Below are 14,591 nucleotides of genomic sequence, written 5' to 3'. Positions count from 1 at the left end.
CGTTTCGAACCCCCGTTCGAGACGACGGCGTCGTACTTGTGTTGTAAAGCCAACGCTATCATAAATCTACCGACTGTATTTCATTTTGATCTGAGAGGTCCGTTATTTCGTTACCAGATCGGGAGCGATCAGTTCGATACTGCGGATCAGTCGTTCCTAGCCCCGGACGACCGGGTTTCCCGGTTCGTGACAGCGGCCCGGAACCGGGTTCAAACACTCTGTTCGCCGGTTCAAACGACCCGAGTACCGGTTTCAAACGGCTGACTACAACGGGGGAAGGGGTTCTGGTCTCAGGTGCGTCCGACCCTCTGGGGGTGGACGTAGGACAACTATGCAACGACGCAAGTTCCTCATCGGAATGGGATCGCTCGCGGCCGGCACGGCCGCCGCAACGGGTACCGGTGCGTTCTCGAGCGTGAGTGCGAACCGTGACGTCGCCGTCAGTGTTGCTGGTGACCAGAGTGCGTATCTCGCACTCGACGCCACCAGTGCGTACGCGGCGAACATCACCAGTACTGCTGAGGGCGACCAAGGCGAACTCGCTCTTGATTTCACGGGAGCCTACGGCGACCAGAATGGCAGCGGTCTGAACACGGCCGCCGAGACGGGCGTTGAGGACGTGTTCACGATCACGAATCAAGGGACGAACGGGGTCTACGTCTGGATCGCTACGAACGACTATAATGCGGGAGGTGCGACTTCAGTTGAAACTGTCGCTGGGGATGAAGGGAATGTCGGTACCTCGCAGGGAGACAATTCGGAAGTCGACATCAGTTACCCCGATGGAGCAGGCTCATCGGGCGCGGAAATCAGCTCGAACGGTCCGTCGCGGACGCCCGGCGGGTACGTTTACCTCAACGCTGGTGAATCCACCAGCGTCGACATCAATTTCTTCGTCAACGACTCTGATCCCGAAACGTGGTACAAGGAGTGGCAAATTAATGCCGACACGAGTGCACCTGTGGCTGGAGACTACAGCGATAGCGGTCTCCAGGGGCACTCGGATGACGATCTTAGTACCGACGACGTCTAATCGTAGATAGACGGGCCACTCCCGACCTATCGGGGGAATAGAACAAATGAAACGACGAACATACCTCGTCGGTCTCGGAGCGACCCTGGGGCTCAGCGGCGTCGTCGGTTCCGGTGCCTTCGATACCGTCAGCGCGAACCGCGACGTCGCGGTGGCCGTCGCGGAGGACGACCAGGCATATCTGCGTCTCACGCAACGCGGGTCTGGTCGGCGCTCCTACTTCGACGGAAACACGATCGGCTTCGATATCCCCGGACCGGACGATGACGAGTACGGGGGAACGGATCCCGAAGGACTCGGCCGTGATTCCGTCTACCGGTTCGCGTCCGACGCAGCTAGCGACGAGCAGGGACTGTTCGCGATCGAAAACCAGGGAACCGATCCCGTCGAGATCTTCGGTAGTCAGGACACGACTGCCGGAGTCCCAACGGTTCGGATATTCAACGTGAGCAGCGGCTCACTGCTTACTGAGATGTCCCGTTCAGATCCGCTGAGTGTAGGGAATCAAATCCCCTGTGGGCTGGAGATCGACACACAGGGTGTCGACGTTCGGACCGAGGAGTACGAGGTAACACTCTCGATCAACGCAGTCGAAACATCGACTTGATTACCCCGTTATCACATTTTTTGTAGCGTGATTCGACAGCACAGTAGTTATTGAAGTCTGATAAGAGACGTTGAAACGGTTCAATAACCGAAATACAAGGTTTGAACCCGTTGTAGTGGCAGCGAGACAGCGTTTGAACAGTACCTACCCGTGAACAGAACACTCCTACTCCTCGTCGCTGCGCTCGCCGCCGCCGCGGTGCTGGTCCCGACGGGCGCAGTGCCCTTCGAGGCCACCGGAGCGGACACGATCGAGGACGACCTCGTCGTCCGACCAGCGGACGGTCCGAACGGCGACTACGCGATCCTGAACGGGGACGACGAGATCGAACTGCTGCTCACGGGCGCGAACCCGTACGTCGATGGGGAGGGGATCAACCCCGACGCCGTGACGCCGATTCCCCGCGTGTTCACGATGACTTACACCGGCGACGGGGCCGCCGAGGTGTGGCTGACCGACGACGCCGCGGACGTGCGGTTCTTCCACGGTGACGATCCCGACGACAGCCTCGAAGGACGGGCGAACAGCGTCGTCCTCGCGGGCGGCCAGCAGGTCGCCGTCGGGGTCCGCATCGACACTCGGGGCGAGCACGACGTCGAACAGGCAGAGACGTTCACGATCCACGCGGAGGGGCCCGACGACGGCTCGAGCGGTGGGTCGAACAGCGTCGACAGTTTCGTCGAGCCCGACGACGGGACCGAGACGCCGACGGCGACCGACACCGCAACGGAGACCAGCACCCCGACGCCGAACGAGACGGAACAACAGACCGAGCCGTCGGCGGCGGGCGGCGACACCGAGACGACCGCGGAGCGACGAGTCGAATCGGCGACGGCGACGCCGACGACCGCGCCCACGGCGACGGACACCGACACCGAAGCGGAGACGGAGACCGCGTCAACGAGCACCACGGCAGCGGACGAGCCGACGGAACTGGGCGGGCTCGGCCTCGGCCAGCTGGCGATCGTCGGCGGCGGGCTCGTGGTCCTACTGTTCGGGCTCGCCGGGTTCCGCCTGGGCCAGTGACGCCGGCACCGGCCGGCCGCGGCGCGTTCGGCGGAGCGGGAGTGAGTTATTTGGTCGCAGGTCGAGAGTCCCCCGACGACAGATGTCCCGTAGCGACGAACTGACCCCGGCCGACCACGGCCTCCGAGACAGGCTGGCGAGCCGAGCGAGCCTCGCCGACGCCGCGTTGCTCCTGTCGGTGCCGGCGGCGCTGCTTGCGCTCTGGTCGCTGCCCGCGGGGGTGCGGGCGTCGCTGGCGTTCGACTACGCCGCGCCGACGCCGACGACGGCGGTGCTCTCGCAGTTCGTCCACCTCGGCCCGACCCACCTCGCGGTCAACCTCGCCGTCTACGCGCTCGTGGTCCCGGTGGCGTACCTCCTGAGCGTCCTGAGCGGGCACCGCCGCCGCTTTCGCGTCGTGTTCGTCTCGCTGCTGGTGGTCTGTCCGCTCGTGCTCCCGTACCTGAACCTCGCAATCGCCCGCGGCGGGACCAGCGTCGGCTTCTCGGGGGTGTTGCTGGCGCTGTACGGCTACCTGCCGCTCGCGCTCGCGACCCACGCCGAGGCGGCGTTCGGCATCGGCCGCCACCGACAGACAGCGCCGCTGCTGTTCTTCGTGGGGCTCGCGCTGGTGACCGTGCTGACGCTCGCGGCCGTCGTCGCCAACCCGGTTCGGGTGCCCGTCCGGGGCGTCGTCGTCCCGGTGACGGGCGTGCTGGTGGCGGCGCTGGCCGAGCTGGTCGTGGCGCTGGCGCTCGTCGTCGCGCTGTACGCGTTCTCGACGGACCACGGCTGGCGGGGGGTCGCCGCGGACGTCCGGGCGGCCGCCGACAGGACCGGGGAGTTCGAGGTGGCGGCCGTCGGGCTCGTCCTGTTCCTGACGGTGCCGTTCGCCACGTTCCCCACCGACCCCGTCGTCGACGGCGGCGTCCTGAACCTCTACGTCCACCTGGTCGGCTACGCGCTGGGGTTCATCGGCAGCTACGCGACGGTCGTCGTGGAGTCGCGACTGTTCGGCCCGGTCGGGGGCTGACCCACGCACGCCGAGTTGGTATCAGCACGGCAACTGTTTTTACGGCGGCACCACGAACGACGAGTGATGTCACTGCGGCGGTGGGCGACGGTGGGGGCGGAGGCGGCGCTCCTGCTGTTCGTGATCGCGATGGTCGTCGGGCAGGCGCTCGGTCAGCCCGTGCTGTTGGGGTTCGTGACGACGGGGAGCATGCAGCCGACGCTGGACCCCGGCGACGGCTTCGTCGCGATCCCGACGGCCGTCGCCGGCCCCGTCGAGGAGGGCGACGTGGTCACGTTCCGCGCCGAGGAGATCCAGGGCGGCGGCCTGACCACCCACCGGATCGTCGGCGAGACCGAGCGGGGGTACGTCACGAAGGGGGACAACAACCCCTTCACCGACCAGGACGGCGACGAGCCCCCCGTCACCGAGGCCCAAATCGTCGCCGTCGCGTGGCAACCGGGCGGACAGGTGCTGGCGATCCCGGGCGTCGGGCTGTTCGTCACGGGCACGCAGGACGCCCTGAGCGAGGTCCAGCGGCGGCTGGCCGCCACGCTGGGCACCCGGTCGCTGCTGGGTCCGCAGGGACTGGGCTACCTGTTGGGGGCCGTCTCGATCCTGGCGTACGCCGTCGACGTCCTGCGCAACGGCGGTCGCGAGCGCGAGAGCCGTGACCGGGACCGCGACACCGGGACGAGCGTCCGTCTGCTGGTCGGGATCTTCGCGGCGGCGGTGGTGCTGTCGGCGACGGCGACGATGGTCGTCCCCGCCGGTACCGAGGAGTTCGGCGTCGTCAGCGCCGAGAGCGACGCGCCGGGGATCCGGGTGATCGAGCAGGGGACGACCGAGTCGACGCGGTACCTGCTGGGCAACGGCGGCTACGTCCCGGTCGTGACGTACTTCGAGCCGGCCACGGAGGGCGTGTCGATCACGCCCCGGGAGACGGTGGTGCCCGGACAGTCGACGGTCAACGCGACGCTGACGATCACCGCACCGCCGGAGACGGGCTACTACCGCTACTTCGTCGCCGAGCACCGGTACCTCCACGTCCTGCCGCAGTCGACGATACGGGGCCTCTACCGGGTCCACCCGTGGCTGCCCGTCGTCGCCATCGACGCGCTGCTGGGCGGGTCGTTCTACGTGCTCGGGATGGCGCTGATCGACACCGGTCGGGTCCGGTCGCGCTCGCGGTCCGGCCCGTCCCGGCTCGACCGACTGCTGTCGCGTGTCAGGTAGTGTTACGACCCAAATAATTACCACGGGCTAACCAGAACAGACGAGGCGAGCGAGCCGGATCGGACCCCCGGTACCACGGACCGGCGGCGACAGCCGGACGAGCGACGCAGGAGACAGATGAACACGACCGTGACCGACGAGACGGCGGGACCGAGCGCAGCGGGACAGCGACGCGACCATCGGAGGCCGGACCGATGAACGAGCGCCGCCACCGGATACGGACGCTGCTGGCGGACAACGCCACGGAGCTGATCGCCGTCCTGCTGGTGGTGACCGCGGCGGGCGGGTTCCTCGCCTATACCGCCCACGTCGCCCCCGGGACGACGACCGAGCAGCGACAGGTGTCGGCCTGGGAGTCGACCGGGTCGTTCACCCACCAGGCGACGGTCCAGAACGGGACCGAGGTGTACGAGCGGGGGAGCGTCCTGCGCAACCGCTCGGCGTACTTCCGAGCGATCGCGCCACGACTCAGTGGAACCTTCGACTACGGATACGCGGCCAGCGACGGCGGCAACCTCTCCGTGGAGACGCGGGTCGCGCTCGTCTTCCAGTCCGTCCAGCCGGCCGAGTCCGAGGAGGGGACGCCGACGGTGTACTGGCGGACCAGTCGTCGGCTGGCGTCGGCCAGCGCGGCCGGCGTCGGCCCGGGCGAACGGGTCCGCGTGCCGTTCTCGCTGAACGTGACCGCGGCCGACCAGCGGCTCCAGCGCATCGACGAGCAGTTCGGCGGTACCCCCGGCGAGAAGCGGCTACTCGTCGCGGTCCGGGTGGACCTCTCGGGGACCCGGAACGGCCGGCCGATCGACCGGACGCGGACCTACCGGCTCCCCGTGTCGGTCGACGGGAACCTCTACCGCGTCGCCGATCCTGGTCGGGTCACGGCGTCGGATACCCGGACTGAACGGGTCACCGTGCCGGCCGAGCCCGGTCGGCTCCGGGCGGTGGGGGGCCCGGCACTCCTGCTGGTCGGCCTGCTCGGGCTCGGCGCGGTCGGCTACCACCGCCGGACGGCACCGCCGGTCACCGAGGCCGAGCGTCGGTGGCTCGACTACCGGCGGACGCGGGCGGAGTTCGACGACTGGATCACGGCGGGCCGGGTCCCGCCCGAGGCCGAGGGGCCGCCGGTCGTCGACGTTGACTCGCTGGCCGGCCTCGTCGACGTGGCCATCGACACCGACGAGCGCGTCGTGGAAGACGAGCGACGCGGGGCCTGCCTCGTCCTCCGGGAGCACCAGTGGTACCGGTACGAGCCCCCGCCCGAGCCACGGGTCGGACGCGACGACGCCGGAGGGGCGAGTGCGCTGGCCGACCGCGCGGGCGACGACACCGGCGACGAGGCGGTTCCCGCCGACGCGGGCGAGGACGACGGAACGGTGCCGGCAGCCGAGGACGGGCTGTTCGCCGACGGGGAGCCGGCGGACGGTGGCGACGGCGCGTCGGCGGACGGTTCCGACGACGAGACGGAGCCGTGACCGCCACCGAGAACGGCGACCGTGGAGTATTTGGGCGGCCGCGCCGGCGTGACGGGTATGGACGCAGCACTCGGCCCCCCGGAGCAGATGGCCGAGGTCGACGACGACCTGACGCCGATGATGGCGCAGTACTTCGAGCTCTGTGAGCGCTACGACGATGCGCTCGTCCTGTTCCAGGTGGGGGACTTCTACGAGGCCTTCTGTGCGGCCGCCGAGCGGGTCGCCCGCCTCTGTGAGATCACGCTCACCCAGCGGGAGGACTCGACGGGGGAGTACCCGATGGCGGGCATCCCGATCGACAACGCCGAGTCCTACATCGAGACGCTGCTGGACGCCGGCTACCGGGTCGCCGTCGCCGACCAGGTGGAGGACCCCGACGAGGTCAGCGGCGTCGTCGAGCGGGCCGTCACCCGGATCGTCACGCCCGGGACCCTGACGGAGGACGAGCTGCTGGGCGGCGCTGACAACAACTACGTGGCCGCGCTGGCGGCCGGCGACGGCGAGTACGGGCTCGCCCTGGTGGACGTCTCGACCGGCGACTGCTACGCCACGAGCGTCGCCGGCGAGACGGCGGCGGCGGACGAGCTGAGCCGGTTCGGGCCGGCCGAGGCCATCGTCGGCCCCGACGCCGACGTCGACGAGGAGGCCGTGTTCGGCCCGGCGTGTCTCGTCAGCGAGTACGACCCCGAGGCCTTCGACCGGGAGCGAGCGGACGAGCGCATCGAGCGGTACTTCGGCCCGCCCGAGCGGCTGCTGGCCGGGACGGCCGAGCGACGGGCCTGTGGCGCGCTGCTGGCCTACGCGGAGTACACCCGCGGGAGCGCGGGCGCGGTCGGCCCCGACGGCGAGCCGGTCGACCCCGACGTCGACCCGGAGGGGACGCTGGACTACCTCAACCACCTCACCCGCTACGACCCCCGCGAGTACATGCTGTTGGACGCCGTCGCCGTCGAGAGCCTCGAACTGTTCGAGCGACGGGCCGTGCGGGGCCACGAGAACCTGACGCTGGTGGACACGCTGGACGAGACCGCCTGTGCGCTGGGCCGGCGGGAGCTGACCGACTGGCTCCGCCGGCCGCTGCTTGACGAGGACCGCATCGCCGCTCGCCACGAGGCCGTCGCGGAGTTGAAACGGGACCCCGCGACCCGCGAGCGGCTGCACGACCTGCTGTCGGAGGTGTACGACCTGGAGCGGCTGATCTCCCGGGTCTCCCGCGGCCGGGCCAACGCCCGGGACCTGCGCTCGCTGGCGGCGACGCTGTCGGTCGTGCCGGACGTGCGCGAGGCCGTCGCCGACGCCGACGCCCGCCTGCTCGCGGACCTGCACGCGACGCTGGACCCCCTGACCGAGACGCGCGAGGAGATCGAGGCGGCCGTCCGCCCGGACCCGCCCCAGGAGGTGACGGAGGGCGGCGTGATCCGCGAGGGGTACGACGACGACCTGGACGAACTGCGCTCGACCGAGCGGTCCGGCAAGGAGTGGATCGACGACCTCGAACGGCAGGAGCGCGAGCGGACCGGCATCGACTCGCTGAAGGTCGGCCACAACGCCGTCCACGGCTACTACATCGAGGTGACCAACGCCAACCTCGACTCGGTCCCCGACGACTACCAGCGCCGCCAGACCCTGAAGAACAGCGAGCGGTTCTACACGCCCGAGCTGAAGGAGCGCGAAGAGGAGATCCTCCGAGCGGAGAGCGAGGCCGACGACCTGGAGTACGACCTGTTCTGCGAGGTGCGCGACGCCGTCGCCGACGAGGCCGAGCGGGTGCAGGCGCTGGCCGACCGGCTCGCCCGGCTGGACGTGCTGGTCTCGTTCGCCGAGGTGGCGGCCCGCCACGACTACTGCCGACCGACGGTCGGCGGCGACGGCATCGACGTGACGGCGGGGCGGCACCCGGTCGTCGAGCGCACCGAAGAGGCGTTCGTGCCAAACGACACCCGCCTGGGGAGCGGACCGGTCGGCGACGGGGAGGTGACGGCCAGCGAGGCCGATGACGGCGACGCACCGGCCCCCTTCTTCGCGGTCCTGACCGGGCCGAACATGAGCGGGAAGTCGACCTACATGCGACAGGTCGCGCTCGTCTGTCTGCTCGCGCAGGCCGGCAGTTTCGTCCCGGCCGACGCGGCCGACCTGCCGGTCCTGGACCGGGTGTTCACGCGGGTCGGGGCCAGCGACGACATCGCCGGCGGGCGCTCGACGTTCATGATCGAGATGACGGAGCTGGCGACGATCCTCTCGGAGGCCACCGCCGACTCCCTCGTGTTGCTGGACGAGGTGGGCCGTGGCACCTCGACGGCCGACGGGCTGGCCATCGCCCGCGCGGTCACGGAACACCTCCACGACGAGGTGGGCGCGTACACCCTGTTCGCGACCCACCACCACGATCTGACCGACGCCGCCGCGGACCTGCCCGGCGTGACGAACCGCCACTTCGAGACCAGCCGCGAGGACGGGCAGGTGGTGTTCGACCACGAACTCGCGCCCGGTGCCGCCGCGGCCTCCTACGGCGTCGAGGTGGCCGAGATGGCCGGCGTCCCCGAGTCGGTCGTCGACCGGTCGCGGGACCTGCTGGCCGCACACCGGGCGGACGGCGACGCCGGCGACCACGCGGCGACGGACGACCGCGACCCCGCAGAGAGCGCGGCGGGTCACGCGACCGACGGCCACGGTCCCGAGGACCGATCGGCGACCGACGGACTGCCCGACGGTGTGGCACGCACGCTCCGCGAGGCCGACGTGGCGACGATGACGCCGCTGGAGGCGATGAACACGCTCGCGGACCTGCAAGAGCGGCTGGACGGCGCGTAGAGAGGTAAAGCCACTAACTAGTTTGGCAACACCATTTTATCTGTCACGTTCGTTCGTCGGTTATGACTCCAGCTACGGACACAGCCCCCGACTCGCCGCTCGTCTCCGTCACGGCCGACCCATCAGAGCCCCTCGCCGCGACGATCGTCAGGGCCGTCGCCGCCGTCGACGACGAGCGGATCGCGGCCCTCCCGCCGCTGACGGAGTCCGTCGATCCCGACGCCGTCGACGCCCTGTTCTCGTCGGACGCCAGCGGACACGTCGCCTTCACCTACAGCGGACACCGCGTCGTCGTCGACGCCGACGGCGGGGTGGCCGTCTACTGACTCGGCGGCTCCAGCGAGACGAACGCCAACCCCTTCTCGGCGAGGAGTTGGCGCGCGCGGTCGGTCACCGACGGCGCGACGAGGATGCCCCGTACCTCCGTGTCCGCGTGGAGGTCGCGCCGCAGGGCGGTGACGTAGCGGTCCAGTTGGCCGACGGCGTCGGGTCCGACCCGCCGGCGCTTGAGTTCGACGACGACCGTCCGGCCCGCCGCGTCCTCCCCGTAGATGTCGACGGCACCCGCGGGGGTCTCCCGCTCGGTCGCCAGCGGCGTGAAGCCGGACTCGACGAGGTCCGGCTGATCGAGGATCCGCTCTTTCAGGTCCGCCTCCGTGCCCGTGACGGCCAGTTCCTCGGGGTCGCTCACGTCGAAGGCGGCGGCGTGAGCCACCGTCTCGAACGCGACCTCCAGCTCCTCGTCGGGGTTGGTCCGCTCCGAGCGGACGACAAGCGAGCCGTCGGCGACGGCGGCCGCGTGCTCACAGCCCGGCGGCTGCCAGTTCACCGGCTGCTGGCCCTCGTCGGTGTGGACCAGCGCCGCGCCGTCGGGCTTCAGCGTGACGTGTCGGTCGCCGGGGCCGAGCGAACTGGCCGCCCGCCCCTCGTACTCGACGGTGCAGGGGCCGAACAGCGTCACCATCGCCCCGCGGTCGATGGCCCGTTCGACGAGATCCAGCGCGGTGGCTGGCCCGGGATAGGAGAGCGTCTCGACGGCGCTGTCGGCGGTCACGCACGGCGGTTAGCGGTCGGCGCGTAAAAAGGACGCGTCGTCGACGTGGACGGCGTCGGCTCGCCGACGGAGCGCGGCCAGCAGACTCGCTCGCACCGTCCGGGCGTCGACGCCGCGGGCGCGGGCGTCACAGGCCCGGCTCTTCGCCTGGGTCCACCAGTCACGGAGCGTGTCGGGGTCGTCCGTCCGCGCGAACGCCACGTCGTCGACGTCGTCGAGGTCGGGGTCCAGCCAGCAGACGCAGTACCGCCGCTCGCGGCCGTCGGTGACGACCAGGAGGTCGTAGGTAGCGTCGAGTTCGGCCAGCACCGCCGTCGCTGCGAGACCGGTCTCGAGCGGCCGGGCGTCGGCCCGCCGGCCCGGGTCAGACCCCCAGTGGGCGACACGGCAGTCGAACCGGCCGTCGGCGCGTGCGGCGGCGATCAGCGTGCGCCGCCCCATCAGCGACCACCGTCGTCGGAGGACATGGCACGGGCTGGGCGCGTCTCCGCACTTGAACGCTGGGGCTACGACTCGCTGGGCAGCAGGACCGTCACCGTGTTTCCGTCGTCGCTCGTCCGTTCGAACTCGACGATCCCGCCGGAGAGGTCGACGGTCCAGTAGACCAGCCACAGGCCCAACCCCGTCGTGTGGTACACGTCGTCCATCTCCCGGTCGCCGGTCAGGACCGCCACCTCGGACTCGGGGATCGGCGGACACTCGTCGCGGACGCGGAGTTCGACGCCGTGTTCCAACGCCCGCACCTCGACGCGGACCGTCGGGTCGTCGCCGGGCGCGTGTTCGACCGCGTTCTCGACGAGCTCCCGGACGGCGTGACGGATCTGCGGGACCGCGCGTGCCGTCGCTCGCGCCGGGCGGTCGACCTCGATCGACGCCGACGACCCGGCCGCTCGCACGTCGTCCAGCGCGTCGTCGACGGCGGCCACGACGTCGACGGTCGTCGGTCGGTCCGTGTCGGTCAGCAGCCCGACGATCTCGCGTTGTTTGTCGGCCGTCGCGACGAGGTCCGTCGCCACTCGCTCGATCGTCTCGACGCGGGCGGCGAGGTCGTCCCCGACGCCCCCGCGGAGGATGTCGAGGTTCCCCAGGAGGGTCGTCATGTCGTTGCGGAGGTTGTGCCGCAGCAGTCGCTCCATCACGGCGAGGTGGCGCTCGCGACGACGCCGGTCCGTGATGTCCCGCGAGAACCCCGCGATGCGGACCACCTCGCCGCCCTCGAACACCGGCGTCCCCTGAACCCAGACCCAGACGCCGTAGTCGCGGCGCGCGTTCACTCGGTACTCGATGTCGACCGGGTCCCCAGCCGAGAGCCGGTCCATCGCCGCCCGCACGTCCGTCCGGTCGTCGGGGTGGACGGTGTCGAGGAACGCGGTCGGCTCCGCTTCGAGCCGGCCGGCCGGCTGGCCGTAGATCTCCTCGTAGGCGTCGTTGATGAACAGCAGTTCCGTCCAGTCGCGGTCGAACAGCCAGAGGACCTCGTCGACCGTCCGGGCGAGTTGGAGGAGGTGTCCCTCGGTCCGGTCCCGCTCCCGGCGCGCCTCGATGCGGGGCGTGATGTCGCGCGAGGAGACGACGTACCCGTCGACTTCGTCGTCGGTCCGGTTCGAGAAGCGGCTCTCCAGCCACACCCACGACCCGTCGGCGGTGAAGTGGCGGTACGTGATCGTCTCGAACTGTTCGGTCTCCGCGGCGACGGTCCGCTCGAACGCCGCGACCGTCTCCGCCCGATCGGCCGGGTGGATGTACTCGAAGGCGTTCTCGCCGACGAAGTCGGCCGGCTCGTATCCGAGGATGCGCTCGACCGCGTCGTTGACGAACGTGATCTCGCCGTCGGCCGCGACGACCGCGACCTTGTCCCGGGCACAGTCGAGGAGGCGGCCGCGGTCCCCAGAGAACCCCATACACCCTCTCTCGACCACCTGCGCATAAACTATTGGACGGACTCGGTGACACGTCCGTCGCGCTGTCCCCGCGCGACTCGCCGGCGAGCCGGACCGGACGGTCCCTCCGCTCCGAGAGCGCCCCGTGTGAACTACCCACAACCCTCAAGTGTCGCGTCACCGTACTATCAGATATGCTGGGGAGCGAATGGCTGTACGGGGCCATCGCCTTGCTCGTGGGGCTCCACGTCCTGACGATGCTGTACGCCTACAACAGGCGCAGCGAGCCGGCCAGCGCCCCGACCCAGTCGGATCCGGAGACGAGGGGGGGCACCGGGGGCGACGACGGCGGTGGGACCGTGGAGTGTGCGTACTGTGGGACGCGCAACGACCGGACCTACCAGTTCTGTCGGGAGTGCGTCGCCGACCTGTCGAGCAGCGCGCCGCGGCGGCAGTCCGTCGAGGAGACCCGGGCCTACTGACTCCGGTGACCCGTCGACACCCGGCCGACGAGCGGTGCGCTCGGTCCAGTGACCGTGGTGTTTTTGCCCGCGCTGGTCGTCGGTCCGGCTATGCGATTCGGTGTGCTATCGACGGCGCGAATCGGGCGCGAGAGCGTGATTCCGGCCATCGAGAAGAGCGACCACGAGGTCGTCGCCATCGCGTCCCGCGACGGCGAGCGGGCGCGCGCGGCGGCCGACGCCCTCGGCATCCCCGCGGCCTACGAGGGCTACGAGACGCTGCTCTCGGCGGCTGACGTCGACGCCGTCTACAACCCGCTGCCCAACGCCGCCCACGCCGAGTGGACCGAGCGGGCCGCCGACGCCGGCCTGCACGTCCTCTGTGAGAAGCCGCTGACCCTCGACGCCGCCGCCGCGGCGGACCTGTTCGACTACGTCGAGGACCGCGGCGTGACGCTGATGGAGGCGTTCATGTACCAGTTCCACCCGCGGACCGAGCGCGCCCGCGAGATCGTCGCCGAGGAACTGGGCGAGGTCCGCGCCGTCGACGCGTCGTTCAAGTTCCGGCTGGACGACGAGGGCGACATCCGGCTGGACCCGGAGCTGGGCGGCGGCAGCCTGCTGGACGTGGGCTGTTACGCCGTCAGCGCGGTGCGGGGCTTCCTCGGCGAGCCCGACCGCGCGTTCGCCCGGGCCACCGACCCGCGGGGGACCGGCGTCGACACGGACCTCGCGGGCGTGCTGGCCTACGACGACGGCCCCACCGCCCGGGTGGCCTGTGGCTTCGACACCCCCGAGTTCGAGCGCTACCGCGTCGAGACGACCGACGGGTGGCTGGAGGCCCGGACGCCGTTCGGTCCGGCCCCCGACGAGTCGGTCTCGCTGACCTACGCCGTCGACGGCCGCGAGGTCACGGAGACGTTCGACCCCGTCGACCAGTACACCCTGCAGGTCGAGGCGTTCGCCGACGCCGTCGCCGCCGGCGAGCCCCCGCGCGTCGACCGCGCGGAGACGCTCGGGAACATGCGGGCACTCGACGCGCTGGCACGGAGCGCCGACCGCGGCGCTCCGGTCGACGTGCCCGGCCAGTGAACCGCCGGGCGTGCCGTCCGGGACCGCTCACTTCGGCGGCCGGAGCCGGTAGTACCGGCGGTTGAGGTCGAACATGTACCCCTCGCGCATCGTCTTCAACACCGCGTAGGTGACCGTGGCGCTGACGACGGGGACGAGGAACGTCAGGTCGAACAGCAGGTGCGAGTCCATCGGCACGAGGGGTTTGATCGCCAGTGCCGCGATGGTCAGACTGAAGACCACGCCGGCGACGCCGACGGCCGCCCAGAAGGGCTGTTCGACCGGGCGACGGGCCGACCCCTTGTTGAGGAACGGGACGACGGTGACGGCCCCGACGACGGCGACGTTCGCCAGCACGCCGTACGGGCGGTCTTTCATCAGTTTCTGACCGCCCAGGACGCCCAGTTCGGGGTTGAGCGGCCCCAGTTTCAGCAGGCCGAACGACCAGTAGAGGTACCAGTCCGGCAAGATGATCGCCGGCGTCACCGTCGAGTTCGCGGGGTTGGGCAACTCCGGCGGGAGCGCGGCCGCCACGAACAGGACCATCCCGACGAAGAAGGTCGTGATGGCGAGGTTTCGCACGGTCTCGTGGGGCCAGGCCGGGAACCCCAGCACGTCGCGCTCGACGTAGTCGGACTGCCGGCGCAGGTCCTGGTCCTCGCGGCGGGACCGCTCGAAGTACTCGTAGGTGAGCCGCGGGAGTCCCTGCGCTCGCTGTTTGCGCTCGGACCACGTCGGCGCGTCGCCGTCGGGGGCGACGATGCCACCGTCCGGTCGCGGTTCGTCGTCGGTCTCGGGTTCGCTCTCGGTCATCGTGGAGGGCACCCGAGTGATCACGGCGAGTGCAAATAGGGATGTATCCGATTTCCAGTTCGTGGAAAGCACCGAAATCCGTCGGCGGCCGCCGAGATCGGCCCGTGCCCGGCCCGGGCGACGCGCGCGGGCGGTC

At 70.1% G+C, this 14,591-nt stretch carries 14 protein-coding genes; 10 read left to right on the top strand and 4 right to left on the bottom strand.

Annotation, left to right across the window (positions count from 1 at the left end):
- Nucleotides 1-331 precede the first annotated feature (331 nt).
- The 8 genes from P0592_RS09730 (at nucleotide 332) to P0592_RS09695 (ending at nucleotide 9,502) form a co-directional block, all read left to right on the top strand.
- Nucleotides 332-1,033: a hypothetical protein gene (locus P0592_RS09730; protein ID WP_276270688.1), complete on the top strand. Its 702-nt coding sequence runs from the start codon at nucleotides 332-334 to the stop codon at nucleotides 1,031-1,033.
- Between the two features lie 46 nt (nucleotides 1,034-1,079).
- Nucleotides 1,080-1,640 (top strand): hypothetical protein, encoded by a 561-nt coding sequence (locus tag P0592_RS09725; protein ID WP_276270687.1) that lies wholly within the window; start codon nucleotides 1,080-1,082, stop codon nucleotides 1,638-1,640.
- 150 nt (nucleotides 1,641-1,790) lie between these two features.
- Nucleotides 1,791-2,666, top strand: coding sequence for a hypothetical protein (locus P0592_RS09720; RefSeq protein ID WP_276270686.1), 876 nt, complete (start codon nucleotides 1,791-1,793; stop codon nucleotides 2,664-2,666).
- Between the two features lie 82 nt (nucleotides 2,667-2,748).
- On the top strand, nucleotides 2,749-3,678 hold the full coding sequence (locus P0592_RS09715; protein ID WP_276270685.1) for a hypothetical protein: 930 nt from the start codon (nucleotides 2,749-2,751) through the stop codon (nucleotides 3,676-3,678).
- A 66-nt stretch (nucleotides 3,679-3,744) separates the two neighbouring features.
- Nucleotides 3,745-4,893, top strand: coding sequence for a signal peptidase I (locus tag P0592_RS09710; RefSeq protein ID WP_276270684.1), 1,149 nt, complete (start codon nucleotides 3,745-3,747; stop codon nucleotides 4,891-4,893).
- Between the two features lie 194 nt (nucleotides 4,894-5,087).
- Nucleotides 5,088-6,365 carry a DUF5305 domain-containing protein gene (locus tag P0592_RS09705; RefSeq protein ID WP_276270683.1) on the top strand — a complete coding sequence of 426 codons (1,278 nt, stop codon included), beginning with the start codon at nucleotides 5,088-5,090 and terminating at the stop codon, nucleotides 6,363-6,365.
- Between the two features lie 57 nt (nucleotides 6,366-6,422).
- Nucleotides 6,423-9,176: a DNA mismatch repair protein MutS gene (mutS, locus tag P0592_RS09700; protein WP_276270682.1), complete on the top strand. Its 2,754-nt coding sequence runs from the start codon at nucleotides 6,423-6,425 to the stop codon at nucleotides 9,174-9,176.
- A 62-nt stretch (nucleotides 9,177-9,238) separates the two neighbouring features.
- A complete protein-coding gene (locus P0592_RS09695) occupies nucleotides 9,239-9,502 on the top strand; it encodes a HalOD1 output domain-containing protein (protein WP_276270681.1) in 264 nt (87 codons plus the stop codon).
- On the opposite strand, the gene nucS is transcribed toward P0592_RS09695, so the two are convergent.
- The 3 genes from nucS to P0592_RS09680 form a co-directional block, all read right to left on the bottom strand.
- On the bottom strand, nucleotides 9,496-10,230 hold the full coding sequence (gene nucS, locus P0592_RS09690; protein ID WP_276270680.1) for an endonuclease NucS: 735 nt from the start codon (nucleotides 10,228-10,230) through the stop codon (nucleotides 9,496-9,498). The two genes, P0592_RS09695 and nucS, sit on opposite strands and share 7 nt — an antisense overlap.
- A 9-nt stretch (nucleotides 10,231-10,239) precedes the next feature.
- The gene (locus P0592_RS09685; protein WP_276270679.1) at nucleotides 10,240-10,671 is read right to left on the bottom strand and encodes a hypothetical protein; all 432 of its coding nucleotides are present in this window, start codon (nucleotides 10,669-10,671) and stop codon (nucleotides 10,240-10,242) included.
- A gap of 65 nt (nucleotides 10,672-10,736) precedes the next feature.
- Entirely contained in the window at nucleotides 10,737-12,131 is a 1,395-nt protein-coding gene (locus P0592_RS09680) for a PAS domain S-box protein (protein ID WP_276270678.1), read from the bottom strand.
- Between the two features lie 173 nt (nucleotides 12,132-12,304).
- On the opposite strand from P0592_RS09680, the gene P0592_RS09675 reads away from it, so the two are divergent.
- Both P0592_RS09675 and P0592_RS09670 read left to right on the top strand, forming a co-directional pair.
- On the top strand, nucleotides 12,305-12,592 hold the full coding sequence (locus tag P0592_RS09675) for a DUF7577 domain-containing protein (protein WP_276270677.1): 288 nt from the start codon (nucleotides 12,305-12,307) through the stop codon (nucleotides 12,590-12,592).
- Between the two features lie 90 nt (nucleotides 12,593-12,682).
- Nucleotides 12,683-13,663, top strand: a complete 981-nt coding sequence (locus tag P0592_RS09670) for a Gfo/Idh/MocA family protein (protein WP_276270676.1) — start codon at nucleotides 12,683-12,685, stop codon at nucleotides 13,661-13,663.
- Between the two features lie 27 nt (nucleotides 13,664-13,690).
- On the opposite strand, the gene P0592_RS09665 is transcribed toward P0592_RS09670, so the two are convergent.
- Entirely contained in the window at nucleotides 13,691-14,455 is a 765-nt protein-coding gene (locus P0592_RS09665; protein WP_276270675.1) for a cytochrome b family protein, read from the bottom strand.
- Between the last annotated feature and the right edge of the window lie 136 nt (nucleotides 14,456-14,591).

The organism is Haloarcula litorea, assembly GCF_029338195.1.
Classification (GTDB): Archaea; Halobacteriota; Halobacteria; order Halobacteriales; family Haloarculaceae; genus Haloarcula; species Haloarcula litorea.
Note: the sequence above shows the minus strand (reverse complement) of the source record. Positions and strands in the feature narration are given on the sequence as shown.

Excerpts from the sequence above, each read along its gene's own strand:
- mutS (WP_276270682.1), top strand. The coding sequence starts at position 6,423 with ATGGACGCAGCACTCGGCCCCCCGGAGCAGATGGCCGAGGTCGACGAC.
- P0592_RS09670 (WP_276270676.1), top strand. The coding sequence starts at position 12,683 with ATGCGATTCGGTGTGCTATCGACGGCGCGAATCGGGCGCGAGAGCGTG.
- P0592_RS09730 (WP_276270688.1), top strand. The coding sequence starts at position 332 with ATGCAACGACGCAAGTTCCTCATCGGAATGGGATCGCTCGCGGCCGGC.
- P0592_RS09695 (WP_276270681.1), top strand. The coding sequence starts at position 9,239 with ATGACTCCAGCTACGGACACAGCCCCCGACTCGCCGCTCGTCTCCGTC.
- P0592_RS09685 (WP_276270679.1), bottom strand. The coding sequence starts at position 10,671 with ATGGGGCGGCGCACGCTGATCGCCGCCGCACGCGCCGACGGCCGGTTC.
- P0592_RS09680 (WP_276270678.1), bottom strand. The coding sequence starts at position 12,131 with ATGGGGTTCTCTGGGGACCGCGGCCGCCTCCTCGACTGTGCCCGGGAC.
- P0592_RS09725 (WP_276270687.1), top strand. The coding sequence starts at position 1,080 with ATGAAACGACGAACATACCTCGTCGGTCTCGGAGCGACCCTGGGGCTC.
- P0592_RS09705 (WP_276270683.1), top strand. The coding sequence starts at position 5,088 with ATGAACGAGCGCCGCCACCGGATACGGACGCTGCTGGCGGACAACGCC.
- P0592_RS09665 (WP_276270675.1), bottom strand. The coding sequence starts at position 14,455 with ATGACCGAGAGCGAACCCGAGACCGACGACGAACCGCGACCGGACGGT.
- P0592_RS09710 (WP_276270684.1), top strand. The coding sequence starts at position 3,745 with ATGTCACTGCGGCGGTGGGCGACGGTGGGGGCGGAGGCGGCGCTCCTG.
- P0592_RS09715 (WP_276270685.1), top strand. The coding sequence starts at position 2,749 with ATGTCCCGTAGCGACGAACTGACCCCGGCCGACCACGGCCTCCGAGAC.
- P0592_RS09675 (WP_276270677.1), top strand. The coding sequence starts at position 12,305 with ATGCTGGGGAGCGAATGGCTGTACGGGGCCATCGCCTTGCTCGTGGGG.